Below are 23,419 nucleotides of genomic sequence, written 5' to 3' on the forward strand. Positions count from 1 at the left end.
CACCGGGATGCGCTACCATGGCCCTCCCTTTTTTTGTTGCCTGCCACCATGCACTGTCCCTTCTGCGGTGCCAACGACACCAAGGTCATCGACTCGCGTCTGGTCGCCGAGGGCGAACAGGTGCGCCGCCGGCGCGAATGCCTGGCCTGCGGCGAGCGCTTCACGACGTTCGAGACGGCTGAGCTGGTGTTGCCGCGCCTGATCAAAACCGACGGCAGTCGCCAGCCGTTCGACGAAGAAAAACTCCGCGCCGGCATGCAGCGTGCGCTGGAAAAGCGCCCGGTGAGCGTCGAGCGCCTCGAATCGTCGCTGGTGCACATCAAACACAAACTGCGCGCCACCGGCGAACGCGAGGTCAAATCCCTCGTGGTCGGTGAGCTGGTGATGGCCGAGTTGCAAAAGCTCGATGAAGTCGCCTACATCCGCTTTGCTTCGGTGTATCGCCGCTTCCAGGACCTCAACGAGTTCCGCGAAGAGATCGATCGCCTGGCCCGTGAACCGGTGAAAGAATGACCACGTCCGCCGAACAGGCCATTCTCGACGCCCATTTCATGGCCCGCGCCCTGGAATTGGCGCGCAAAGGTCACTACACGACGCACCCCAATCCGCGGGTCGGCTGCGTGATCGTGCGGGATGGGCAGATTGTCGGCGAAGGCTGGCATGAGCGCGCCGGTGAACCGCATGCCGAAGTCCACGCCTTGCGCGCGGCGGGCGATCAGGCTCGCGGTGCCACTGCTTATGTCACCCTCGAACCCTGCAGCCACCATGGCCGCACGCCGCCCTGCGCCGATGCGCTGGTCAATGCCGGTGTGGCGCGGGTGGTCGCGGCGATGCAGGACCCGAACCCGGAAGTCGCCGGTCGCGGCCTGCAGCGCCTGGAGCAGGCGGGTATCGTCACCGAAAGCGGCGTGCTGGAAGGCGAGGCGCGCAAGCTCAACCAGGGCTTCTTGAAGCGCATGGAACACGGCTTGCCGTTCGTGCGGGTCAAGTTGGCCATGAGCCTGGACGGCCGCACGGCGATGGAAAGCGGCGAAAGCCAGTGGATCACCGGCCCGGCGGCGCGTTCGGCGGTTCAGCGTTTGCGCGCTCAGGCCAGTGTGGTGCTGACCGGTGCCGATACGGTACTGGCGGACAACGCCCGGCTGACCGTGCGCGCCGAGGAATTGGGTCTGGATGCCGAGCAAGCGGCAATGGCCATGAGCCGTCCGCCGCTGCGTGTGTTGGTCGACGGTCGCTTGCGGGTGCCGCTGGATGCGCCGTTCTTCAAGGCTGGCCCGGCGCTGGTCGCCACTTGCGTGGCCGTGGAAGAACAATATGCCACCGGCCCGGAATGCCTGATCGTGCCCGGCTACGATGGTCAGGTCGATTTGCGCCAGTTGCTGGTCGAACTCGCCAACCGTGACGTCAACGAGGTGCTGGTTGAGGCAGGTCCACGGTTGGCGGGTGCTTTCGCCCAGCTCGGACTGGTCGACGAATTCCAGATTTTCATCGCCGGCAAGTTTTTGGGTTCCTCGGCGCGGCCGCTGCTGGATTGGCCGCTTGCGCAAATGAAAGATGCGCCGGAGCTCAAAATCACCGAAATTCGTGCGGTTGGCGATGACTGGCGAGTCATCGCCATTCCTTTGCCAGCAGCAAGCGTATAATTTCCGGCCACCGCTACAGCGCTGGCTTTGTTCTCGAGGAGAACCCCATGTTCACCGGCATCATCGAATCCATCGGCAGTATCCGTGCACTGACCCCAAAGGGCGGTGATGTGCGGGTTCACGTCGAAACCGGCAAGCTCGACTTGAGCGACGTCAAACTGGGCGACAGCATCGCGGTCAACGGCGTGTGCCTGACTGCCGTTGAATTGCCGGGCAACGGCTTTGCGGCGGACGTCAGTCGCGAAACCCTCGACTGCACCGCCATGAACGACCTGAAAAGCGGCAGCCCGGTCAATCTGGAAAAAGCCCTGACCCCGACCACTCGCCTCGGCGGGCACCTGGTCAGCGGTCATGTCGATGGCGTGGGCGAAGTGGTTGCCCGCACCGAGAATGCGCGTGCCGTGGAATTCCGTATCCGCGCACCGAAAGAACTGGCCAAGTACATCGCCCATAAAGGCTCGATCACCGTCGATGGCACCAGCCTGACCGTGAACGCGGTCGATGGCGCCGAGTTCCTGCTGACCATCATTCCGCACACCCTGAGCGAAACCATCATGGCGTCGTATCAGCCGGGTCGCCGGGTGAACCTGGAAGTCGACTTGCTGGCCCGTTACCTGGAGCGCCTGTTGCTCGGCGACAAGGCCGCAGAGCCTGCTTCCAGTAACATCACCGAAAGCTTTCTGGCCGCCAACGGCTACCTCAAATCCTGACTCAAGGGGGTGCCTTGTGGCGCTCAATAGCATCGAAGAACTGGTTGAAGAGATCCGCCAAGGCAAGATGGTCATCCTCATGGATGACGAAGACCGCGAGAACGAAGGCGACCTGATCATGGCCGCCGAGTGCTGCAAGCCCGAGCACATCAACTTCATGGCCAAGCACGCCCGTGGCCTGATCTGCATGCCGATGAGCCGCGAGCGCTGCGAACTGCTCAAGCTGCCATTGATGGCGCCGCGCAACGGTTCCGGTTTCGGCACCAAGTTCACTGTATCGATCGAAGCGGCCACCGGTGTGACCACCGGCATCTCCGCCGCCGACCGTGCGCGCACCGTGCAAGCGGCCGCCGCCCGTGATGCCAAGGCTGAAGACATCGTCAGCCCGGGCCATATCTTCCCGCTGATGGCCCAGGCCGGCGGCACCCTGGCTCGCGCCGGCCACACCGAAGCCGCCTGCGACCTGGCGCGCATGGCCGGTTTCGAACCGAGCGGCGTGATCTGCGAAGTGATGAACGACGACGGCACCATGTCCCGTCGCGCCGAACTGGAAGCTTTCGCCGCTGAACACGACATCAAGATCGGCACCATCGCCGACCTGATTCACTACCGCATGATCCACGAACGTACCGTTCAGCGGATTGCCGAGCAGCCGCTGGACAGCGAACTGGGCCAATTCAACCTGGTGACCTATCGTGATTCCGTGGAAGGCGACGTGCACATGGCACTGACCCTGGGCAATGTCTGCGCCGAAGAACCGACCCTGGTGCGCGTGCACAACATGGACCCGCTGCGCGATCTGCTGATGGTCAAACAACCGGGCCGCTGGAGCCTGCGCGCCGCCATGGCGGCGGTTGCCGAGGCTGGCAGTGGCGTTGTGTTGCTGCTGGGTCACCCACTCGATGGCGACGTGTTGCTGGCGCATATTCGCGAAACCGCCGACCACGCGGCCGTGAAAAAACCGACCACCTACAGCATTGTCGGTGCCGGTTCGCAGATCCTGCGTGACCTTGGTGTGCGCAAGATGCGCCTGATGTCGGCACCGATGAAATTTAATGCGATATCCGGTTTCGATCTGGAAGTTGTAGAATATGTGCCCTCCGAATAATGACCGGTTGTTCCCGGCCATGAATTCGCGGTTCAAATATCACTGAGGGGCGCGTACGAGACGCGTCCCGGCTCTTTAAGAGATCTAACGAATGACCCTGAAGACCATCGAAGGTACCTTCATCGCCCCTAAAGGCCGCTACGCTCTGGTAGTGGGCCGTTTCAACAGCTTCGTCGTTGAAAGCCTGGTCAGCGGTGCAGTTGATGCCCTGGTTCGCCACGGCGTGAGCGAAAGCGACATCACCATCATCCGCGCACCTGGCGCCTTCGAAATCCCGCTGGTTGCGCAGAAAGTCGCTCAGAAAGGCGAGTTCGCAGCAATTATCGCCCTGGGCGCGGTCATTCGTGGCGGCACTCCGCACTTCGAATACGTGGCTGGCGAGTGCACCAAGGGCCTGGCCCAGGTGTCCATGGAGTTCGGCGTGCCGGTCGCTTTCGGCGTCCTGACCGTTGATTCCATCGAGCAAGCCATCGAACGTTCCGGCACCAAGGCCGGTAACAAAGGTGCTGAAGCTGCCCTGTCCGCTCTGGAAATGGTCAGCCTGCTGGCGCAGTTGGAGGCCAAGTGATTAGCGACGAAAGCGATCGTTTTAACCCGCGCGATCCAAAGCCTGCGGATGCCGGCAAGCCATCGAAAAGCGTCAAGCGTCGCGAAGCCCGTCAGCTCGCGACCCAGGCGTTGTACCAGTGGCACATGGCCAAGCAGTCGCTGAACGAGATCGAAGCGCAGTTCCGGGTCGATAACGATTTCACCGATGTCGATGGCGCCTACTTCCGCGAGATCCTGCACGGGGTTCCGCAGTTCAAGACCGAAATCGACACCGCACTCACGCCTTGCCTCGATCTGACCATCGAAGAGCTGGACCCGGTTGAACTGGCAGTTCTGCGCCTGTCGACCTGGGAACTGCTCAAGCGCGTCGACGTGCCGTACCGCGTTGTGATCAACGAAGGTATCGAACTGGCCAAGGTCTTCGGTTCCACCGACGGCCACAAGTTCGTCAACGGTGTGCTCGACAAACTGGCGCCACGTCTGCGTGAAGCTGAAGTCAAGGCGTTCAAGCGCTGATCCGCGCTTGAACCTCTTGTCTGCGCCATGGGCGAGTTTGAGCTGATCCGCAATTTTTTCGCCGCCGCGCCTTGTGCGCAGGGCGGCGAAGGCGTTGCCCTCGGGATCGGCGATGACTGCGCCTTGCTGGCTGTTCCTCCCGGGGAACAGTTGGCGATCTCCACCGATACGCTGGTGGCCGGTGTGCATTTCGCCGACCCCTGCGATCCGTTTCTGCTCGGTCAGCGCTCGCTGGCCGTGGCCGTCAGCGATCTGGCTGCCATGGGCGCCACCCCAATTGCCTTTACCCTTGCCCTGACCCTGCCGACGGTGACCGCCGATTGGCTGCAAGCCTATGCCCGTGGTTTGAACCTCATGGCGCAAAGCTGCGGCGTCGCGCTGGTGGGCGGCGACACCACTCGCGGGCCGCTGAGCCTGACCGTGACCGTATTCGGGCGCGTGCCGGGCGGTTTGGCGCTGACCCGCAGCGGTGCGCAAGCGGGCGATCTGTTGTGCGTGGGCGGTGAGTTGGGTAATGCCGCTGGCGCATTGCCGTTGGTGCTCGGTCAGCGTTGCGCTGAAGCGGCGATCGCCGATCCGTTGCTGGCGCATTACTGGTCGCCGCAACCGCAGCTTGGTTTGGGTCAAGCATTGCGTGGCAAAGCCACCTCGGCAATGGATATCTCTGACGGGCTGCTCGCTGATTGCGGGCATATCGCGCTGGCCTCCAAGGTCGGTATCCACATCGAGCGGGACCGCTTGCCGCTGTCGCCGGCCTTGGTCGCTTTTGTCGGTCAATCGGACGCACAAATGGCGGCCCTGAGCGGCGGCGACGATTACGTACTGGTCTTCACTCTACCGTCCGTCGAGTTGCCGCTGTTGCTGGCCGAGGGTTGGCCGATCCATGTAATCGGTCGCGTCGTGAACGGGCAGGGCGTGACGCTGCTCGACACCGATGGGCAAGACATCACCCCGCAAACCCGGGGTTATCAACATTTTCGGGAGACACCGTGACAGATCATCCCAAACAGGTCCCGGCGGAATTCGTACCGCCGTCGGTCTGGCGCAATCCATGGCATTTCCTGGCGTTCGGCTTCGGCTCGGGCACCTTGCCAAAGGCACCGGGCACCTGGGGGTCGTTAGTTGCGCTACCCTTTATTCCGTTGTGGCAGATGTTGCCCGATTGGGGCTACTGGCTGATGCTGGGCATCACCATGCTGTTCGGCTTCTGGCTGTGCGGCAAGGTGGCCGATGATTTACGCGTGCACGACCACGAAGGCATCGTCTGGGACGAAATGGTCGGGATGTGGATTACCCTGTGGCTGGTACCGGAAGGTTGGCAGTGGTTGCTGGCGGGGTTCTTGATGTTCCGCTTCTTCGATATTCTCAAGCCGTGGCCGATTCGCTGGATCGATCGGCACGTGCACGGCGGCGTCGGGATCATGCTCGATGACGTATTGGCCGGGGTGTTTGCGTGGCTGGCGATGCAGGGACTGGTGTGGATTTTCGCCTAAGGGGATGAGTGGGAGAACTAAGGATGGCTCGACGCGGGTTGATGGTGCTGGTGTTCGCCTTGTTTTGTTCACTCGCCCACGCGGGTGAGGCTGCGACGACGCCGTCCGTAATTCACCTGGCCAGTGAAGAGTGGGAAGACTACACCGCCGCCGACGGTCATGGCCTGGGCTGGGATGTGCTGCGCAAGGTCTTTGAGCCGGCAGGCGTCAAGCTCGATATCCGCAGCGAACCTTATGTGCGCTCGATGGGCCTGGCCGAGCGCGGCGAAGTCGACGCCTGTGTCGGTTCCTACCGTGACGAGTCGGATCAGTTGCTGTATCCACGCTGGAATTTCGATACCGATCACATCTATGCCTTGGGTCTGGCCAGCAGCCCGGTGCCGACGCCGGAAACCCTGGGTAACTATCGCCTGGCATGGGTCCGTGGTTACGACTTCCAGGATTATCTGCCTAACGTGCGCCGCTATGACGAAGTGATCCGGCGCACCGGCATCGTGTCGATGCTGACCTACAACCGTGCGGACTTCTACATCGATGCCCTGACCGAGGTCGATTACGTCCTCAACCGGGCCAAGGATCCGTCGCAGTTCCGCCGTACCCATATCGCCGAATTGCCGCTGTATCTGTGTTTCGCCAAGACCGACTCGGCCCGCACGCTGATGGCGTTGTTCGACCAGCGCATGGAGGTGTTGGTGAAAAACGGCGAGTTGAAGCCGATCTTCGAACGCTGGAAACAGCCTTACCCGTTTGATACGGACTGAAGTCGGACTTAGTGGCCGCAGGCTTCGTCAGTGGCTACCAGGACAGTACAGGCTGGCTTTGGGCTGCCTGTTATCAAACTTTTTGATGGTTATCGCCGATAATTCAGCCTAAGCGCCGTCTGGAAGCTGCTGTTACAATGCCGGCTCTGCGAATCTTCAGACTTTTAGATCAGGAGCACACCGGTGCCTGTCGTTTTTGTCGCCGCTTCCAAGCTGCCAACGCCTTTTGCGCAATTCACCATGCACGGTTTTCTCGACGAAGCCACCGGCCGCGAGCACGTTGTGCTGAGCCTGGGTGAGATCGCCGACGGTGCCCCGGTACTCGGCCGGTTGCACTCCGAATGCCTGACGGGCGATGCCCTGTTCAGCCAGCGTTGCGACTGCGGCTCGCAACTGGAGGCTGCCTTGCAGGCCATCGCCCGTGAAGGTCGTGGCGTGTTGCTGTACTTGCGTCAGGAAGGCCGTGGCATTGGCTTGCTGAACAAGATCCGCGCCTATGAGTTGCAGGACGGCGGTGCCGACACCGTTGAAGCCAACGAGCGTCTGGGCTTTGCCGCCGACCAGCGTGACTACGCCATGTGCCTGCCGATGCTGGAGCATTTGGGCGTGAAATCCCTGCGCCTGATGACCAACAACCCACGCAAGGTCAAAGCCTTGACCGACATGGGTATCGTGGTTGCCGAGCGCGTGCCGTTGCACACCGGCCACAACCCGCACAACAAACTCTACCTGGCGACCAAGGCCAGCAAACTCGACCACATGATGGGCAACGAACATCAGGGCGAGGTAGACCGGGCGTGACCCGCGGTCAAGTGCGGCGCCGGCTGTCCGTCAACTGGTGGCAGTACTTTGCACTGGCCGTGTTGCCACTGTTCGTGATCAACGGTGTGTTCGGCGAGAGCGACGCAGTGTTGCCGGTGCTGGCGATGCCGTTGTTCATCGCGGGTGTGGCGTCGATGTTTGTCAGCCTGAAATTCTTTGGCGGCTACAAGCATGCGCTGATCGCCACCCAGAAAGCCCTCGATACCCCTGAAGAACCCGCCGCCTGGATCAGTCTGGCAGCCAAGCGCCGCACGGCATTCCTGGCCGCCGGCCTGCCGGCGTGGATCGGTGCGCTGGCCGTGTTCGTCGGCCTCGAAGCAGTACCGCTGATGCTGCTGGCACTGTCGACCACGGTGCTGTTCTACCTCTACCGTATTCCGCGTCAACTCGGTTGATGCGCCAACTCTGGCTGGCGGTTCTGCTGCTGGTCATCGGCGGTCCGTTGTTGGCCGCCCCACGAGTGGTCAGCCTCGCGCCATCCTTGTCTGAAATCGTCGTTGAGCTGGATTCAGCCGATCTTCTGGTGGGCGTGCTGGATGCTGGTGAGCGTCCAGCCGAACTCAATAACCTGCCTTCCGTTGGCCGTTACGGTCAGTTGGACATGGAGCGCCTGCTCAGCCTCAAGCCCGATTTGCTGCTGCTCTGGCCCGGCAGCGTCGGCCCGGCCCAGCGTGAACAACTCGAGCGCTTGAACATCCCGACCTACATCGCCGAACCGCACCATTTCGAACAGCTCACCGCACAGATCGAGGGGATTGCCGCGCAGCTTGGGCGATCTGAACGGGGAGTCTCTTTGGCCACTGATTTGCGCCGACGACTGGCCGAACTGCGTCAGCGCTATCGACGGGATGAGCCGTTGCGAGTGTTTTATCAAGTCTGGGATCGGCCGCTGTACACCGTTGGCGGAGGGCAGATCATCAGCGATGCGCTAGACGTCTGCGGTGCCCGCAACGTATTTGCCGACCTGACGCTGCCGGCCCCGCAAGTCAGCGTGGAAGCGGTGCTGCAGCGTAATCCCGAGGTGATTCTGGCCAGCGATCAGGCCCAGCTCGATGCGTGGAAAGCCTGGCCGCAAGTGGCTGCGGTCGTGAGAGCGCAGCTGCTTTTGGTGACGGATAAAGGCCTGGAGCGACCGAGTGGGCAGATGGTCGAGGCTACTGCGAAGCTTTGCCAGTTGATTGCGCCCGATCGTTGAGGCCGAGTCGCCTGCAATCGCGGGCAAGCCCGCTCCTACAGGGGGCGGGTTTGATCGCGGATGCCGAAAATCTCGGATCAGATCTCCGGCGTCCACGTCACCCCAAACATCCACGCCCGACCTTCCTCGCGATACCCATACTGACTGCCTTCATGGCTATACAGCGCCCGGCTGTAACCCTTGTCCAGCAGGTTATCCACCTTCAGCTCCAGCTTGATCTCCCGGTTGAGCGCCCAACTGCTGCGCAATCCAAGCAGCGCATAACCCCCCAACGGCTGCTGATTGTTCAGGTCGTCATAGCTGCTGCTGACCGCTTGCCAACTGGCGCCGAGGCCCAATCGGTCGTACTGCCGATCCAGATCCAGGCTCAAGGTGCGTCGTGCGCGACGGGCCAGGGTATGGCCGGTCTCTCGGTCCCGCGGGTCGATAATCGCTACACCGAGGTTGCTCTGCCAGCCGAACAGTTCCTGTTTCAACGCGGCTTCGAAGCCGTTGATCCGCGCCGAAGCTACGTTCTCCGGGCGTGAGTTGCTGCCGAAGATGATCGCGTCTTCCAGGTCCGTGCGGTACAGCGAGGCTTCCAGTCGACTGTTCTCGGTCAACTGGCTGCGCCATTGCAGCTCATAGCTTTTCGAGGTTTCGGGCTTCAGGTCGGGGTTGCTGAAATCCGGGTAGTACAGGTCGTTGAACGTCGGTGCGCGGAAGCCTTCGCTGTAGGTCAGCAATACGTCGTTGTCTGGATTCAGCGGCAGGGTGAAGGTGCCGCTCCAGGTGTTTTGGCTGCCAAACTGTTGGTTGTCGTCGTGGCGCAGGCCCAGCTCTGTGGAGAAGCTGTCCGCTTGATAACGATGCTGGATGAACGTCGCACGGTTCCAGCGACTGTCTTCGTCGAACGCGGTGCTGCTGTTGACGCGGTCTTCGTACCAGTCGCCGCCGAGGATCAGGCTGTTGCGCTCGTTGAGAGTCAAATCGTTCTGCCAGTTCACCGAGTCGCGGTAGGTGTTGAAGACGCTGCGCTCATCGCTGAGTTTGTCGAAGGTCTTCTCGCGGTTTTCGCCATGCCCGAACTCGACGCGGGTTTTCCACAGATCGTTTATCCGGGCGTCGACGTAACTGCTGACGCTGCTCACATCGAATTCGTTGTAGGGCTGCTCCTGGACTGACTCGAAGGTCGTCAGGTCGAAGCGGCCGAACGGGTTGTCGTATTCACTTTTGCCACGGTTATCCAGCACGTTGGCGCCGATTTCGATGTCGTCGGTCAGGGCGTGGCTGAGGCTCAGGCTAAACGACTTGTTGCGGTACGCGTCGTGATCGCTGTCGCTGGGGTACGACTCGTGGGTGCGATCGATGCCGGCGGTTTCATCGAGGCTGGCGCCGAGGTTGAAGCGGGTTTGCTCATCGCCACCGGATAAACCGAGGCTGCGCTCCCAGGTCTGGTTGCTGCCGAAGCCGACATGCATTTGCGGGCGCAACCCCGGTTCGCTGCCACGGCGGGTGAAAATCTGGATCACCCCGCCAATCGCATCGCTGCCATAAATCACCGAGCGGGAACCACGCAGGACCTCCACGCGCTCGACCTGTTCGATGTTGATGTGTTGCAGGTTGCTGTCGCCGGAGGTCGCGTTGCCGATGCGCTGGCCGTCCACCAAGACCAGGCTTTGCGCCGACTGCGTACCGCGAATGTAAACACCTGGCAGGCTGCCGCGACCGCCGGTTTGCGCAACCTGCACACCCGGCACGCGACGCAGCAAATCAGTGACGCTGTTCGGTTGCAGGCGGTCGATGTCCTCGCGAGTGAACACGGTATTGGCGGCGCTGCTGTCGTTGCGCGCTTCGACCTGGCGGTTGGCGCTGATCAGCACGTCGGGCAGTTTCAGGGCTTGGTCGCGTTCGAAAGTGTCGGCATTGGCGTTGGCGGTGGGCAGTAGAAACAAGGGCAGGGCGAGGCGGGAGAGCTTCATTGGTAGTCCGTTGGTGTTTCGTGGAGCACACAAATCAAATGTGGGAGCGAGCCTGCTCGCGATGACGGTGTATCAGTCAACATTTGAGTCGACTGACAGTCCGCTATCGCGAGAAGGCTCGCTTGTATGCTAGGACTTGAAGGGAGGAGGAGGGACAAGGCTCGATTCTGACTGTTAGCGCAGTACAGATCCGTGGGAGATTTCGCCCCTCCTCCTTTCACCCAAGCGCCGATAAAGAATGCATCTGGCTAGACCGACGATAGGAACAAGCCTGCGCCTCTGGGTGAGCCCTTCAAGTGCTCAAAACCATATCTCGGGGGATGTTTAATGGCAATGCCGGTTTCTGCTATCAAGCCAATCGTGGGCGTGGATGTCGCCAAGAGTGAGTTGATGATCTATCAGGCCGAACTGGATCTGCTTGAGACGCTTCCCAATAACAAGCCAGCCATCAAGAAATGGCTGAAAGCCTTGCTGGCACCGGTCGATATCGCTATTGAGTCGACCAATATCTATCACCTGGAGTTCGCCGACCTGGCCCATGAGGCCGGTTGCACCATTTACATGGTCGGTGGCTATGAACTGAGCCATTACCGCAAAGGTGTGAAAGTTCGCGCCAAAACTGACGCGCTGGATGCAAAGTTACTCGCTCGCTATCTGAAGAACGAGTATGAAGAGCTTCATCCATGGATTCCGCCATCGCCGTTGTACCGCTGCCTCTTGAGCCTTTTCCGCCGGCGCGCGGCGCTGGTTCAGGCGCGGGTTGGCTTGGTGCAGAGCTGGACAAATGAACCGCTGCTCAAAGCCGCTTTTGCCGAGCAAGTGGCCTCCATGCAGAGGCTTGAAGGGCTGGTCGAGAAAATGATCAACGACCGCCTGAAAGAAGCCGGCTTGCTTGCCCAGTTGAAGCGTTGCATGAAAGTCGAAGGTATCGGCTTTCTGACTGGTGCCCGCTTGATCGCGGCTTTTCAGCGAGGCGATTTCAGAAATGCAGATGCCTTCATCGCGTTTTTGGGGATGGATTTGCGGGTATCGCAGTCAGGACAAAAAGACGGTCGCCGCAGCCTGACCAAGCGCGGCGATCCGGAGGCGCGTCGGCTTTTGCACAACGCTGCCATGTCGGCCAGCCGCACAGCCGCCTGGAAAGGTTTTTACCAAGAACAAAGAGCTAAAGGGTTCAGTACTACGCAGGCACTGGTGATCTTGGCCCGTAAACTTGCCCGGATCGTATTTGCACTGCTGAAAGGGCAAGGTGAATACCAACCGAAAGCAGGTTGAAGGCTTCCCCTCAACCATAGAATCTCCCACAGGGTGTTGCATGTATCCCGAGAGTTAAATATTGAGCAGTTGCAGGCGCTCGCGGATCGAGGCCTCGATCCCGGCTTCATCCAGCCCACACTCAGCCAGCATCTGCGCAGGCTTGGCGTGTTCGACGTAGATGTCCGGCAAGCCCAGGTGCAGCACCGACTTGAGGATGTTCTCGCGGGCGAGGAATTCGCTGACTGCGCCACCGGCACCGCCCATGATGGCGTTCTCTTCAACCGTCACTAACAGCTCATGGCTGGCGGCAACCTGGCGGACGAGTTCTTCATCCAGCGGTTTGACGAAGCGCATGTCGACCACGGTCGCATCCAGCTTCTCGGCGACTTTCAGTGCTTCGGCCAACTGCACGCCGAATACCAGCAGGGCGACTTTGCTGCCCTGACGGCGAACCACGCCTTTGCCGATTTCGATCGGTTCGAGGTCTTTCTCGATGGTCGCGTTCGGGCCATTGCCGCGTGGGTAACGCACCGCCGCCGGGCCTTCGTACAGGTGTCCGGTGGTGAGCATTTTGCGCAGCTCGTTTTCGTCGCTCGGGGTCATCACCAGCATGCCGGGGATGCAGCGCAGGAACGATAGATCGAAGCTGCCGGCGTGGGTCGGGCCGTCTTCGCCAACAAGACCGGCGCGATCGATGGCGAACAGCACGTCGAGGTTTTGCACCGCGACGTCATGCACCAATTGGTCGTAGCCGCGCTGCAGGAACGTCGAATAGATCGCCACCACCGGCTTCGCGCCTTCGCAGGCCATGCCGGCCGCAAGAGTCACGGCGTGCTGCTCGGCAATCGCCACGTCGAAGTAGCGCAGCGGGAAACGCTCGCTGAAAGCGACCAGGTCGGAGCCTTCTTTCATCGCCGGGGTAATCCCCACCAGACGCGGATCGGCAGCCGCCATGTCGCACAGCCATTCACCGAACACACCGGAATACTTTGGCCCGCTGGCTTTTTTCGGCGCGGCGGCCGGGGCGTCCAGCGGTTCGAGTTTGGTGATGGCGTGGTAACCGATCGGGTCGACTTCCGCCGGGGCGAAGCCTTTGCCTTTCTTGGTGACGATGTGCAGGAACTGCGGACCTTTCAGGTCGCGCATGTTGCGCAGGGTGGCGATCAGGGTCGGCAGGTCGTGGCCATCGATCGGGCCGATGTAGTTCCAGCCCAGCTCTTCGAACAGCGTGCCGGGAACCAGCATGCCTTTGGCGTATTCTTCGGTACGACGGGCGATTTCCCAGGCACCGGGCAGGCGCGACAGCACTTTCTTGCTGCCTTCGCGCATGCTGGCGTAGGTACGGCTGGAAAGGATCTTCGCCAGATAGTTCGACAAACCACCGACGTTGCGCGAAATCGACATGTCGTTGTCGTTGAGGATCACCAGCATGTTGGCGTCCACTTCCGGCGCGTGGTTCAGCGCCTCGAACGCCATGCCGGCGGTCAACGCACCGTCGCCGATCACGGCGATGGCCTTGCGATCGCTGTTTTGCAGGCGGGCGGCAATGGCCATGCCCAGCGCGGCACTGATCGAGGTGCTGGAGTGACCGACGCCAAAGGTGTCGTACTCGCTCTCGGAGCGGCGCGGGAAAGCGGCAATGCCGTCCTTCTGGCGCAGGGTGCCCATGCGCTCGCGGCGACCGGTGAGGATCTTGTGCGGATAAGCCTGATGACCCACGTCCCACACCAACCGGTCATCCGGGGTGTCGAAAACGTAATGCAACGCGATGGTCAGCTCGATCACGCCCAGGCCGGCACCGAAATGCCCACCGGTCTGGCCGACCGTGTAGAGCAATTCCAGGCGCAACTCATCGGCCAGGGTTTCCAGCTCGGCTTCGCCTAACCGGCGCAGGCCGTCCGGCGTGTTCGCGCGGTCGAGCAGGGGCGTGGTCGGGCGTTTGCGGGGAATCTCATGAAACGTCGTGGGCATCAGGCGAATCGTTATAGGTATAAAAGATGCGGCAGTTTACCTGATGCATCGGTCCCTGCCCACGCGTTGAGCTTTTTTGGCGGATACGCCGTCAGTTGCGGCGCTCAACGATATATCGGGCCAAATCGCGCAAAGGCTCGGCGTCCGCGTCAAACGGTCGCAGCGCGTGCAAAGCCAGATCGCGCAGCTCCAGGGCATAGGCCTTGGCCGCGTCGAGGCCGAGCAGGGCCGGGTAGGTTGGCTTGTCGCGGGCAATGTCGGCGCCCTGGCGTTTGCCGAGGGTTTCGGTATCGCTTTCGACGTCGAGAATGTCGTCCTGGACCTGGAACGCCAGGCCGATGGCCTGGGCATAAGTCTGCAGGGATTTCAGTTCATCTTTCTCGGCACGGCCGCTGGCCAGGGCGCCGAGCTTGACGCTGACCTCGATCAGCGCACCGGTCTTGTGTCGATGCATGTATTCGAGGGCCTTCTGATCGAGTTTCAGGCCGACCGAGCCGAGGTCGATGGCTTGACCGCCGACCATACCCGCCGGGCCTGCGGCCTGCGCCAATGCGCTGACCATTTGCAGGCGAATCTCCGCGTCCGCATTGCTCAGGCGCGGGTCGAGCAGCGCGCTGAACGCCAGGCTCTGCAAACCGTCGCCAGCGAGGATCGCGCAGGCTTCATCGAATTTCTTGTGGGTGGTCGGCTGGCCGCGTCGCAGGTCGTCATCGTCCATGGCTGGCAAATCGTCATGCACCAGCGAGTAAGCGTGGATCAACTCCACGGCGCAGGCCGCGCCGTTGGCTTGTTCGGCCTTGCCACCCAACGCTTCGCAGGCCGCATAGGCCAGCAATGGACGCACGCGCTTGCCACCGTTCATCACGCTGTAGCGCATGGCTTCGTACAGCCGAGCCAGCTCAGGGCTCGGCGCAGTGAACAAAGTGTCCAGGGCCGCATTGACCCGGGCCTGGCTGGTCGCCGAATACGCTGCAATCATTCTGGCTGGTCCGCGTCGAAGGGTTCCTCGGCCAACTCGCCATCACGCTCGAGCAGCACCTGAACCTTTTGCTCGGCCTGGGCCAGTGCCGCCTGGCAATCGCGGGTCAGACCGATGCCCTGCTCGAAAGCGGTCAGCGAGTCTTCCAGCGACAATTCACCGTTCTCCAGACGCTCGACCAGTGTTTGCAGGTCGGCGAGGGACTGTTCGAAATCCAGTGCAGCTTTTTTGCGGGCCATGGCGGCGATTTCCGGTTGACGTTAAACCGGCGCGACACTAGCAGATAGGGGGTTTATGGGCAAATGAGCGGGGTGTAGGGACCGGTCCAGAGTCGACACATTTTTTGTAGCAACTGCCGAAGGCTGCGTTCGGCTGCGAAGCAGTCGGCAGTCCAGTTTGCGCGGTATGCCTGATGTACCGAAAGTGCTGATTAACGACTGCTGCGCAGCCGAAGGCAGACTTCGCCAGCTGCTACAGATCGGGTTTTGGCTCAGCTATCCCACGGTTTGGATCGGTGCACCGTTTATTCGACTCGCCAATGTGCGTGATTGCCGGCGCAAATCAAGACACCTGCGATTGTTAAAAAACACCCAACTGGCTACCCTTCGCGCCATCGACGACCCAACCGTCACGGGTCTTTCAGACGAAACGCAGGCTGCACATCTGTAACGCGCCGAGGATCAGGCGCAAGGTTTCGTCATGCATGGCAGGAGGCGTCACATGCGTTCATTTCTTTTGCTGCTGATTGGCCTGGTCTGCGCTCCGGCTCTGGCCGCGCCGAGTGCCGAGATGTCGGAACCGGTGGGCGGCTGGCGCTTTAACGGTTTGCTGGACCGCACGGAAAACCCGCAAGTCGCCTATCCCACGCCACCCATTGATCGCGGCGTGCAACGCAATCGGACGATGATCGAAGGCCAGCTCAAGGCCATCGGCACGCAGCGCGGTCCTCATACGCTGGCGGTCAACGGCAATCCCTTGAATCTGTACACCGACGACCAGGGGCGTTTCGCCCGGCCGTACGCGTTCGGCGCCGGTTCCAACAGCGTCGAAGTCCGCAGCGCCGAGGGGCAGTCGCTCAAGCGCGTTCAATTCTATGAAGCCAACAACCTGCGTACGCCCGCGCGGATTCGCGTGGTGTTGGGTTGGGACGATCCCAAAGCCGAACTCGATCTGCACATCATCACGCCTGACGGTCAGCATGCCTTCTGGGCTCACTCTGCATTGACCAACGGCGGCGGCCTGGACCCGGACGGCGTCGACGGCCCCGGCCCGGAAATGTTCACCATGACCGCGCCTCTGCGTGGCACCTATCTGGTTTACGTGAACTATTGGGGCAACTTCGGCAGCGGCGGCTATAACTTCGATGAAGCCGGCAACCAGAACGAGGTGATCACCTCGCAGATCAACCTGGTGCTCAACGAAAACACCGTCGACGAAAAACGCGAGACCTTCATCGTGCCCCTGCGCGCGATCGGCGACCTGCTGCTGGTCAAGACTTTCAACTATTGAGCATCCCGCACCACGGATGAATTGGGTTTTGTGAAATGAGCGATAACACTGCTTTACCATCGACGGCCCCAGGCGCGGAAACACCGAAACCGTCCCGCCGTTGGCCGGCCATCATGGCCGGGGTGTGTCTGGTCGTGGGCGTGGCCGCCGGCATGGGCTGGCTGATGAAAAAAAGCCCGGCCCCGGCACCGCAACTGGCGGCGGAAAAACTCGGCATGAGCCGCCCCGATGGTTTGCTCGAAACCCACTCCCTGAGCCAATTGCCCAAGGACTTGCTGGCAGTGCCGCTCCTCAAGGAAACCCTGACCGAGGATTTCGTCTTCTATTACGAAACCCATGCCGATCGCCTCGGTTTGATCGGCAGCTTGCGGCGGATCATTTACGAGCATGACCTGAAGTTGCAGGACACGCTGATCGAGCAACTGTTCGATCAACCGGCGGACGTGGCGCTGTGGCGCGGCACGGATGGCCGGCTCAAGGATTTCCTGCTGGTGATGGATCGCGGAGGCCTGGCCAAAGTGCTGGAACCACTGGCGAAAGTGGCACTGGATGATTCACAGCTGAGCAAAATCGCTGACGTGAAAGTCGGTGCCGATGACGTTGCGCTTTATCAGCTCACCTATAACGCCAGCAAGGCGCTGGTGTTCGCCTCCCATGGCGACAAACTGGTGGTGCTGTCCAATCCGACCAAACTTTACGATCCGCAAAGCGGGGCGACGCAGGAGTCGGGTAGCGTTTCGACCCAAGCCATCGTCGCACTGCTCAACGGCGACAAACTGTTCCCCGAAGCCTTCGGCTTGCCACCCCGTGCGCCGGAGGTGAAGCAGCGCCTGTCGGTCAATGCCAGCGTGCTGGCGATGGGTTACCAGCGTTTTATTCCGAACTTCGCCGGCTTGCGTTTCGACATGGACGACAAGGGCTGGCACAGCTTTCTCGCCATGGATGAGCTGGAGAATCAACCGGACTTCGACTTCAAACCGGTCTGGCAAGCCATGCCCATGGGCGCGAGCGCTTGCGTGGCCCTGCCACTGGCCGCCGAACAACAGAAGCCGCTGTTGGTAAAACTCGGCGCCGAAGAGAGTGTCGCCCAGGCATTGACCGAACACATGGCCGGTGCGGCGGGCCTGTGCTGGTACGCCGATTCGCGACTGTACACGCCGCTGTTGGTGGCAAGCCTCAAGGACGAAGACAGCGCCAAACTCGATGGCGATCTGGGCACGCTGTTCGGCTCGATGGTCGGTGCTTATGAAAGCAAGGTCGATGAGCAGGCGTTCCCGGTGGTCGAAAAGCAGGAAGGCCAGAGCCATCAGTGGCAGCGCCAGGTCAGTTCGAACTTCGGTCCTTACGCCGCCAAGGAAGCCGAGAATCCGGACGCGATCAGCGGCAAGGCGTTCATGCGCGTGAGCCTGGCCCGTCATGGTTCGACGCTGTTGTTTTCCCTCGACGACAAACTGGTGGACAAGGCTCTCGGCACCCTCGACAAACGCTTCCCGCCGATGGCTGACGTGGTGCCCAAAGACCTGCTGATACCGGTCTATTTCGGCCCGGACTCCATGGCGCAACTGATGCAGCAGGAAACCCTCGACAGCCTGCCGCAAGACATGGAGCCGGTGTTCTACAACGCCGCGCAAACCTACCTGATTCCGAAACTGCGCAAGCTCGGCGGTTACGGCAAGTACGCCCTGACCTTGCCCGAAGGTAGCGAACCGGACGGCCACTGGCAGTGGCTACCGCTGGAATGGAAAGCCCTGTGAACGCACTGCTCCGCAGTCTCGGCTTGCTCGCTTTGCTGTTGAGCGCGGGCGCCCGAGCCATCGAAACACCGGCGCTGGATGTGCAGCAATCCCAGGTGTTCCGCGCCTGGTTCGTGCGCATCGCCCAGGAGCAACTGAGCCAGGGTCCGAGCCCGCGTTGGTATCAGCAGGATTGCGCCGGGCTGGTGCGATTTGCCGCCAACGAAGCGCTGAAAGTCCACGATGACAAATGGCTGCGCAGCAATGGCCTGTCCAACCGTTACCTGCCGCCGGAGCTGCAGCTGAGCGACGCCCAGCGCGGTATTGCCCAGCAATGGCAGCAGGGCGGTGGCAAGCTCGGGCCGTACGTCAACGCGATCAAGCTGATCCAGTTCAACAGTCGTCTGGTCGGCCGCGATGTCGCCCAAGCGCGGCCCGGCGACCTGATGTTTTTCGATCAGGGCGACGACCAGCACCTGATGATCTGGATGGGCCGCAACATCGCCTATCACACCGGCACCACCACACCCACCGACAACGGCATGCGTTCGGCAAGCCTGCAGCAACTCATGACATGGAAGGACACCCGATGGATACCCGATGCAGCCAACCCCAACTTCATCGGCGTTTATCGACTGAATTTTCTCTCCCAATGATCGGTGCGCGCATGCTGCGTTTTCTGTCTCTGCTGTTGGTTTTGCTGCTGCCTTTTTCGACGGTCAACGCTGAAGACAGCGTCGAGCCGAGCGGCTATACGCCGGTCCCCGGCGAAAGTTTTTTCCTGCTGGCCGACAGCAGTTTTGCCAGCGACGAACAGGCGATGGTGCGTCTCGAAGCGCCGGGCCGCGACTACCGCCGCTTCCGCATGGAGCCATACGGCGGCGCCGACATTCGCGTGTATCGCATTGACAAGCCGCTGGATTTCCTCAAGCGCCAGAAGAACCTGCATCGTGTGGTCAGCGACGGTCATTTCAAGGGCGAAGGGCTGTCCAACACGCTCGCCTATCTGTGGGACAACTGGTACCGCAAATCCCGTCGGGTAATGCAGCGGGCGTTCTCCTATGAGTCGCGCAAGCAAGTCACCGAAGAAGTGCCGGAACTGAAGATGGGCGCGGCCATGACCGCACCAACGCCCTACGATGCGCAACCACAATTCGCACTGATTCCGGGCCTGCCGGTGGTCAGTCAGTTCCGTTATCCGCTGTGGCAGGCCAAGCCGATCCAGCCGCCTGAAGGTGTGAACCTCGCCGGCTCTTCCAGCGAGTTCGTCAGCGTCGCGCCAGGCAATGTCTATATCCCGTTGGGCAACCTGAAACCGGGTCTGTACCTGGTGGAAGCGCTGATCGGCAAGTACCGTGCGACCACCATGGTCTTCGTTTCCAATACCGTGGCCGTGAGCAAGATTGCCGGTGACGAACTGTTGGTCTGGGCTGCACGCAAACATGAAGGCAGTTCGGTGCCGAAGGTCAATGTGCTGTGGACTGATGGCTTGGGCGTGATGAGCAGCGGCGCCACCGATGCCGATGGTTTGCTGCGCCTGAAACACGTCAGTCCCGAGCGCTCGTTCGTGATTGGCGAGGATGAAGAAGGCGGGGTTTTCGTCTCGGAAAACTTCTACTACGACAGCGAAATCTACGACACCAAACTCTATGCGTTCACCGACCGGCCGCTGTATCGGCCGGGGGATTGGGTATCGCTGAAAATCGTCGGCCGCGAATTCAAGAATGCCCGGGATTCTGTGCAGCCAACAGCGGCCGACGTCAACGTGACGGTGCTGGACGCGACCGGCACGGCGCTGCAAAGCCTGGACTTGAAGCTCGATTCCAAGGCCGGCACCCAAGGTCGCTTCCAGCTGCCGGATAACGCTGTGGCCGGTGGCTACGAGTTGCGTTTCAGCTACAAGGGTCAGGCCTACAGCAGCGCCTTCCGCGTCGCCGAATACATCAAGCCGCACTTCGAAATTTCCCTGAACCTGGCCAAGCAGGATTACCACACCGGCGAACCGGTCAGGGGCAATCTGATGCTGTTGTATCCGGATGGCAAACCGGTCGCCAACGCCAAGTTGAGCTTGAGCCTGCGTGCCCAGCAACTGTCGATGGTCGACAACGAGCTGCAATACCTCGGGCAGTTCCCGGTGGAGCTGACCAGCACCGAACTGACCACTGACGCCAAGGGCAACGCCACCCTCGATCTGCCCGCCACCGACAAACCGAGCCGCTACATGCTCACCGTATTTGCCAGCGATGGCGCGGCGTATCGGGTCAAGACCACCAAGGAAATCCTCATCGACCGAGGCGCAGCGAATTTCCGCTTGAGCGCGCCGCAGCGTTTCAGTGCGGTGGGCGACAAGGTCGCGTTCAGCTACGTCAACGAAAGCGAGCAGAGTGCAGCGGTCACACCAGGCAGCTACGGCTGGGTGCGCCTGGAAGATCAAAGCACGGGCGAGGGCAAACTCACTGCTGCCGACAAAGGCTTCACCCTGGCCTTCGACCGTCCTGGCACCTATAACCTGACACTCCGGGATGACCATGGCCGCACCCTCGGCGCGACGGGGCATTCAGTCACTGGCGAAGGCGTCAAGGCCGTGCCGGGCACCGTCGAAATCGTCCTCGATAAACCGGAATACGAGGCCGGTGATGAAGCGCTGGCACTGATCACGTTTCCCGAGCCGATCAACGATGCACTGCTGTCGCTGGAGCGCGACAAGGTCGAGGCCACGGCGCTGCTGTCCAAGGGCGGCGACTGGCTGAAGATGGAAAAACTCAGCGACACCCAATACCGCGCGCGCATTCCGGTGAAGGACGGTTTCGCCCCGAACCTGACGTTCTCGGTGCTCTATACCAAGGGCGGCCAGTACAGTTTCCAGAATGCCGGCATCAAGGTGATTACACCGCAGATCGACGTGGCCATCGCCACGGACAAAGAGACGTATCAACCCGGCGACACCGTGTCCGTGGATCTGACGACGCAGTTCGCCGGCAAGCCAATCCCTGCGCATGTGACGGTCAGTGTGGTTGATGAAATGGTCTATGCGCTGCAACCGGAAGTGGCGCCGACCATCGACCAATTCTTCTATCACCCTCGTCGCAACAACGTGCGCACCAGTGCCAGCCTGTCGTTCATCAGCTACGACGTCGCGCTGCCGGGCAGCCCCGGTGCGCCGGGCAAGGCCAACCGCAGCGAGCGCGGGGTGAAAGTGCTGGAGCGGCCGCGGCGTGAAGATGTCGATACCGCTGCGTGGCAACCGGAACTGGTGACCGATGCCAACGGCAAAGTCCGATTCACCTTCAAGATGCCCGACTCGCTGACCCGCTGGCGCATCACCGCACGGGCCATCGCCGATGACGGTCAGGTCGGACAGAAGAAGCAGTTCGTGCGCTCGGAAAAACCGCTGTACCTGAAGTGGAGCGGGCCGAGCAAATTCCGCACGGGCGATAAACCGGATCTCGGTGTGTTCGCGTTCAGTCAGGCAGAAAACCCGGTCAAGGCTGAGCTGGTGACTCACTACGCGGGCAGCGAACAGCGTATTCCCGTCACGCTCAATAGCGGCATCAACTACATCCCGCTGGCGGCGTTCACCTTGACCAACGGTGAGTGGACCGCCGAACTGGTGCAGGACGGCAAAACCGCTGATGTCTTGGCCGTGCGCCTGACTGCGACCGGCGAAGGCTGGCAGGTCACGCAAAGCCAAAGTCTGGACGTTGCCAGCGGTGATACACCGCTGACTTTGCCGGCGGACGCCACCGACATTCGCCTGCGTCTGGATGACAGTCCGCAAGCGCTGTTCCGCTCGGCGCTCGATGATCTGCTGAGTTATCCGTATGGCGGCGTCGAGCAAACGGCCAGTCGATTGCTGCCGCTGAGCATCGCCTATCCGACTCTGACGTCGAACCCGCAAATCCGCGATCGCTTGCGCCTGATTATGCAGAACAGTCGCTTGCGCCTGGTGCAAATGGCCGGGCCGTCGGCGAGTTTCACCTGGTGGGGCATGGACGGCGAGCCGGATGCATTCCTCACGGCCTACGCCTATTACGCCGACTGGCACGCCAGCCAGGTGCTGGAACTGAGCCTGCCACCGGAGCATTGGCAGCGGGTGCTGGAGGTCTACGCCAAGCAGGCGAAAAACACGCCGCTGTTGCAGCGGGCGCTTGTTCTGTCGTTCGCCAAACAGATGCAATTGCCGGTCAACACGTTGCTCAGCGGCTTGATGGAAGATCTGGCGAATGCAGGCGAGGGCAATGCCGCGAACCTGATGGAGGATGGCGAAGACAGCATCGTCATGAGTGATCCGGATTCGGCGCTGGGGCTGGCGGCGGCTCGTGTGCTGACCGCATCGCTGGCCAGGCAATCGAAGGTCGCCTTGCCGCAAGCATTCAACCGGCAATTGGCCGATGCGCAGCAGCAACTGGCCGTCAGCTCCCAGCCATTTGCCGAGGCGTTGAACCTGTCGCTGCAACCGTTCGATCAGGCCCGCACGCAGGCATTGCTGCAACGGTTGTTGCCGCAGCAATCGACCCTTGAACGAGCACTGGCGCTGACCTGGCTGCAACGCAGCATCGAGCAGGCTTCGCCCACCATTGCGTTGGCGCCGGGTGAAGACTGGAATAAGCAGTACGGGGTTTCTGGTGAGATGTACTGGACGTGGCAGGGGCCTGCGCCAGTGCCGACGGTATTGACGCTGACCGGTGCGCAAGAGCGTCCACTGCGCGCTGCATTGAGCTACCGCGGCCAGCAGCCGGCGGTCGATCCGATGGCCGTGACCATCACCCGTCGCCTGTCGCGACTGGTGCCGGGGGATGAGGCCTTCACCTTCAAACTCGAAGCGGTCGGCAACGCACCGTTGTCCAGTGACAGCCTGTATCTGGACGAAGTGATCCTCACCAGCAAGGCTGCGAAACCGCTGCGCTACGGCCTGCTTGAAGTGCCGCTGCCACCGGGTGCCGATGTCGAGCGCACCACGTGGGGCATCAAGTTGCAGGGCAAGGCGGGGACTGAACCGACGGCGCTGGAAAAAGCTCGATTCGAGCCGGGACAACTGGCCTATGCGGTGCCGGTGGATGCGCTGAGTGGCGAATTGCGTTTGCGGCATTTGGTGCGCTTCTCGCAAAAAGGCCAGTTCAACCTGCCACCGGCACGCTTCACGCAGGTCTACGCGCCACAGCATCGGGCTCAGGAACAGAAACCGGCGCTCGGTCAGGTTACGGTTCACTGA

At 61.3% G+C, this 23,419-nt stretch carries 22 protein-coding genes; 18 read left to right on the plus strand and 4 right to left on the minus strand.

Annotation, left to right across the window (positions count from 1 at the left end; translation table 11 throughout):
• Positions 1 to 48: 48 nt before the first annotated feature.
• The 12 genes from nrdR to ACNYC6_RS16955 all read left to right on the plus strand — a co-directional run bounded on the left by nrdR (position 49) and on the right by ACNYC6_RS16955 (position 8,797).
• Positions 49 to 513: a transcriptional regulator NrdR gene (gene nrdR / locus ACNYC6_RS16900; protein ID WP_003228656.1), complete on the plus strand. Its 465-nt coding sequence runs from the start codon at positions 49 to 51 to the stop codon at positions 511 to 513.
• Positions 510 to 1,643, plus strand: a complete 1,134-nt coding sequence (gene ribD / locus ACNYC6_RS16905; protein ID WP_419708367.1) for a bifunctional diaminohydroxyphosphoribosylaminopyrimidine deaminase/5-amino-6-(5-phosphoribosylamino)uracil reductase RibD — start codon at positions 510 to 512, stop codon at positions 1,641 to 1,643. Before nrdR ends, ribD begins: the two co-directional genes overlap by 4 nt.
• 47 nt (positions 1,644 to 1,690) lie before the next feature.
• Positions 1,691 to 2,353 (plus strand): riboflavin synthase, encoded by a 663-nt coding sequence (locus tag ACNYC6_RS16910; protein ID WP_084319673.1) that lies wholly within the window; start codon positions 1,691 to 1,693, stop codon positions 2,351 to 2,353.
• Positions 2,354 to 2,369: 16 nt separating this feature from the next.
• A complete protein-coding gene (ribBA, locus tag ACNYC6_RS16915; RefSeq protein WP_419708368.1) occupies positions 2,370 to 3,461 on the plus strand; it encodes a bifunctional 3,4-dihydroxy-2-butanone-4-phosphate synthase/GTP cyclohydrolase II in 1,092 nt (363 codons plus the stop codon).
• A 91-nt stretch (positions 3,462 to 3,552) separates the two neighbouring features.
• On the plus strand, positions 3,553 to 4,029 hold the full coding sequence (gene ribE / locus ACNYC6_RS16920) for a 6,7-dimethyl-8-ribityllumazine synthase (protein ID WP_003228649.1): 477 nt from the start codon (positions 3,553 to 3,555) through the stop codon (positions 4,027 to 4,029).
• Positions 4,026 to 4,526 (plus strand): transcription antitermination factor NusB, encoded by a 501-nt coding sequence (nusB, locus tag ACNYC6_RS16925; protein ID WP_008053839.1) that lies wholly within the window; start codon positions 4,026 to 4,028, stop codon positions 4,524 to 4,526. Before ribE ends, nusB begins: the two co-directional genes overlap by 4 nt.
• A 27-nt stretch (positions 4,527 to 4,553) precedes the next feature.
• Positions 4,554 to 5,519: a thiamine-phosphate kinase gene (thiL, locus tag ACNYC6_RS16930; RefSeq protein ID WP_419708369.1), complete on the plus strand. Its 966-nt coding sequence runs from the start codon at positions 4,554 to 4,556 to the stop codon at positions 5,517 to 5,519.
• Positions 5,516 to 6,019: a phosphatidylglycerophosphatase A gene (locus ACNYC6_RS16935; protein ID WP_137804417.1), complete on the plus strand. Its 504-nt coding sequence runs from the start codon at positions 5,516 to 5,518 to the stop codon at positions 6,017 to 6,019. Before thiL ends, ACNYC6_RS16935 begins: the two co-directional genes overlap by 4 nt.
• Before the next feature lie 23 nt (positions 6,020 to 6,042).
• Positions 6,043 to 6,780: a substrate-binding periplasmic protein gene (locus ACNYC6_RS16940; protein ID WP_419708370.1), complete on the plus strand. Its 738-nt coding sequence runs from the start codon at positions 6,043 to 6,045 to the stop codon at positions 6,778 to 6,780.
• Between the two features lie 183 nt (positions 6,781 to 6,963).
• Positions 6,964 to 7,581, plus strand: a complete 618-nt coding sequence (gene ribA, locus ACNYC6_RS16945; RefSeq protein WP_044465292.1) for a GTP cyclohydrolase II — start codon at positions 6,964 to 6,966, stop codon at positions 7,579 to 7,581.
• Positions 7,578 to 7,997, plus strand: a complete 420-nt coding sequence (locus tag ACNYC6_RS16950) for an MFS transporter (RefSeq protein ID WP_419708371.1) — start codon at positions 7,578 to 7,580, stop codon at positions 7,995 to 7,997. The genes ribA and ACNYC6_RS16950 overlap by 4 nt, the downstream gene beginning before the upstream one ends.
• Positions 7,997 to 8,797, plus strand: a complete 801-nt coding sequence (locus ACNYC6_RS16955) for a cobalamin-binding protein (protein WP_419708372.1) — start codon at positions 7,997 to 7,999, stop codon at positions 8,795 to 8,797. Before ACNYC6_RS16950 ends, ACNYC6_RS16955 begins: the two co-directional genes overlap by 1 nt.
• A 77-nt stretch (positions 8,798 to 8,874) precedes the next feature.
• On the opposite strand, the gene ACNYC6_RS16960 is transcribed toward ACNYC6_RS16955, so the two are convergent.
• Positions 8,875 to 10,758 carry a TonB-dependent receptor domain-containing protein gene (locus tag ACNYC6_RS16960; protein ID WP_419708373.1) on the minus strand — a complete coding sequence of 628 codons (1,884 nt, stop codon included), beginning with the start codon at positions 10,756 to 10,758 and terminating at the stop codon, positions 8,875 to 8,877.
• Between the two features lie 327 nt (positions 10,759 to 11,085).
• On the opposite strand from ACNYC6_RS16960, the gene ACNYC6_RS16965 reads away from it, so the two are divergent.
• The gene (locus ACNYC6_RS16965; RefSeq protein ID WP_419708264.1) at positions 11,086 to 12,033 is read left to right on the plus strand and encodes an IS110 family transposase; all 948 of its coding nucleotides are present in this window, start codon (positions 11,086 to 11,088) and stop codon (positions 12,031 to 12,033) included.
• Positions 12,034 to 12,087: 54 nt separating this feature from the next.
• On the opposite strand, the gene dxs is transcribed toward ACNYC6_RS16965, so the two are convergent.
• The 3 genes from dxs to ACNYC6_RS16980 all read right to left on the minus strand — a co-directional run bounded on the left by dxs (position 12,088) and on the right by ACNYC6_RS16980 (position 15,204).
• Positions 12,088 to 13,986, minus strand: coding sequence for a 1-deoxy-D-xylulose-5-phosphate synthase (gene dxs, locus ACNYC6_RS16970; protein WP_419708374.1), 1,899 nt, complete (start codon positions 13,984 to 13,986; stop codon positions 12,088 to 12,090).
• 91 nt (positions 13,987 to 14,077) lie between these two features.
• On the minus strand, positions 14,078 to 14,965 hold the full coding sequence (ispA, locus tag ACNYC6_RS16975) for a (2E,6E)-farnesyl diphosphate synthase (RefSeq protein WP_419708375.1): 888 nt from the start codon (positions 14,963 to 14,965) through the stop codon (positions 14,078 to 14,080).
• Positions 14,962 to 15,204 carry an exodeoxyribonuclease VII small subunit gene (locus tag ACNYC6_RS16980; protein WP_007894317.1) on the minus strand — a complete coding sequence of 81 codons (243 nt, stop codon included), beginning with the start codon at positions 15,202 to 15,204 and terminating at the stop codon, positions 14,962 to 14,964. Before ACNYC6_RS16980 ends, ispA begins: the two co-directional genes overlap by 4 nt.
• Before the next feature lie 166 nt (positions 15,205 to 15,370).
• Here ACNYC6_RS16980 and ACNYC6_RS16985 point away from each other — a divergent pair, with 166 nt between their 5' ends.
• The 5 genes from ACNYC6_RS16985 to ACNYC6_RS17005 are packed head-to-tail and all read left to right on the plus strand — an operon-like array spanning position 15,371 to position 23,419.
• A complete protein-coding gene (locus ACNYC6_RS16985) occupies positions 15,371 to 15,634 on the plus strand; it encodes a hypothetical protein (protein WP_419708376.1) in 264 nt (87 codons plus the stop codon).
• 51 nt (positions 15,635 to 15,685) lie between these two features.
• A complete protein-coding gene (locus ACNYC6_RS16990) occupies positions 15,686 to 16,474 on the plus strand; it encodes a YfaP family protein (RefSeq protein ID WP_419708377.1) in 789 nt (262 codons plus the stop codon).
• A gap of 35 nt (positions 16,475 to 16,509) precedes the next feature.
• Positions 16,510 to 18,228, plus strand: coding sequence for a DUF2138 domain-containing protein (locus ACNYC6_RS16995; RefSeq protein WP_419708378.1), 1,719 nt, complete (start codon positions 16,510 to 16,512; stop codon positions 18,226 to 18,228).
• A complete protein-coding gene (locus ACNYC6_RS17000; protein WP_419708379.1) occupies positions 18,213 to 18,863 on the plus strand; it encodes a DUF1175 domain-containing protein in 651 nt (216 codons plus the stop codon). Before ACNYC6_RS16995 ends, ACNYC6_RS17000 begins: the two co-directional genes overlap by 16 nt.
• Positions 18,860 to 23,419 carry an alpha-2-macroglobulin family protein gene (locus ACNYC6_RS17005; RefSeq protein ID WP_419708380.1) on the plus strand — a complete coding sequence of 1,520 codons (4,560 nt, stop codon included), beginning with the start codon at positions 18,860 to 18,862 and terminating at the stop codon, positions 23,417 to 23,419. Before ACNYC6_RS17000 ends, ACNYC6_RS17005 begins: the two co-directional genes overlap by 4 nt.

Origin of the sequence: Pseudomonas sp. NFX224 (assembly GCF_048565165.1) — a bacterium.
In the GTDB taxonomy this organism is placed as follows: Bacteria; Pseudomonadota; Gammaproteobacteria; order Pseudomonadales; family Pseudomonadaceae; genus Aquipseudomonas.

Coding starts and splice junctions, on each gene's coding strand:
- nrdR (WP_003228656.1), top strand. CDS start 49: ATGCACTGTCCCTTCTGCGGTGCCAACGACACCAAGGTCATCGACTCG.
- ribD (WP_419708367.1), top strand. CDS start 510: ATGACCACGTCCGCCGAACAGGCCATTCTCGACGCCCATTTCATGGCC.
- ACNYC6_RS16910 (WP_084319673.1), top strand. CDS start 1,691: ATGTTCACCGGCATCATCGAATCCATCGGCAGTATCCGTGCACTGACC.
- ribE (WP_003228649.1), top strand. CDS start 3,553: ATGACCCTGAAGACCATCGAAGGTACCTTCATCGCCCCTAAAGGCCGC.
- thiL (WP_419708369.1), top strand. CDS start 4,554: ATGGGCGAGTTTGAGCTGATCCGCAATTTTTTCGCCGCCGCGCCTTGT.
- ACNYC6_RS16940 (WP_419708370.1), top strand. CDS start 6,043: ATGGCTCGACGCGGGTTGATGGTGCTGGTGTTCGCCTTGTTTTGTTCA.
- ACNYC6_RS16955 (WP_419708372.1), top strand. CDS start 7,997: ATGCGCCAACTCTGGCTGGCGGTTCTGCTGCTGGTCATCGGCGGTCCG.
- ACNYC6_RS16960 (WP_419708373.1), bottom strand. CDS start 10,758: ATGAAGCTCTCCCGCCTCGCCCTGCCCTTGTTTCTACTGCCCACCGCC.
- ACNYC6_RS16965 (WP_419708264.1), top strand. CDS start 11,086: ATGGCAATGCCGGTTTCTGCTATCAAGCCAATCGTGGGCGTGGATGTC.
- dxs (WP_419708374.1), bottom strand. CDS start 13,986: ATGCCCACGACGTTTCATGAGATTCCCCGCAAACGCCCGACCACGCCC.
- ispA (WP_419708375.1), bottom strand. CDS start 14,965: ATGATTGCAGCGTATTCGGCGACCAGCCAGGCCCGGGTCAATGCGGCC.
- ACNYC6_RS16980 (WP_007894317.1), bottom strand. CDS start 15,204: ATGGCCCGCAAAAAAGCTGCACTGGATTTCGAACAGTCCCTCGCCGAC.
- ACNYC6_RS16985 (WP_419708376.1), top strand. CDS start 15,371: ATGCCTGATGTACCGAAAGTGCTGATTAACGACTGCTGCGCAGCCGAA.
- ACNYC6_RS16990 (WP_419708377.1), top strand. CDS start 15,686: ATGCGTTCATTTCTTTTGCTGCTGATTGGCCTGGTCTGCGCTCCGGCT.
- ACNYC6_RS16995 (WP_419708378.1), top strand. CDS start 16,510: ATGAGCGATAACACTGCTTTACCATCGACGGCCCCAGGCGCGGAAACA.
- ACNYC6_RS17000 (WP_419708379.1), top strand. CDS start 18,213: ATGGAAAGCCCTGTGAACGCACTGCTCCGCAGTCTCGGCTTGCTCGCT.
- ACNYC6_RS17005 (WP_419708380.1), top strand. CDS start 18,860: ATGATCGGTGCGCGCATGCTGCGTTTTCTGTCTCTGCTGTTGGTTTTG.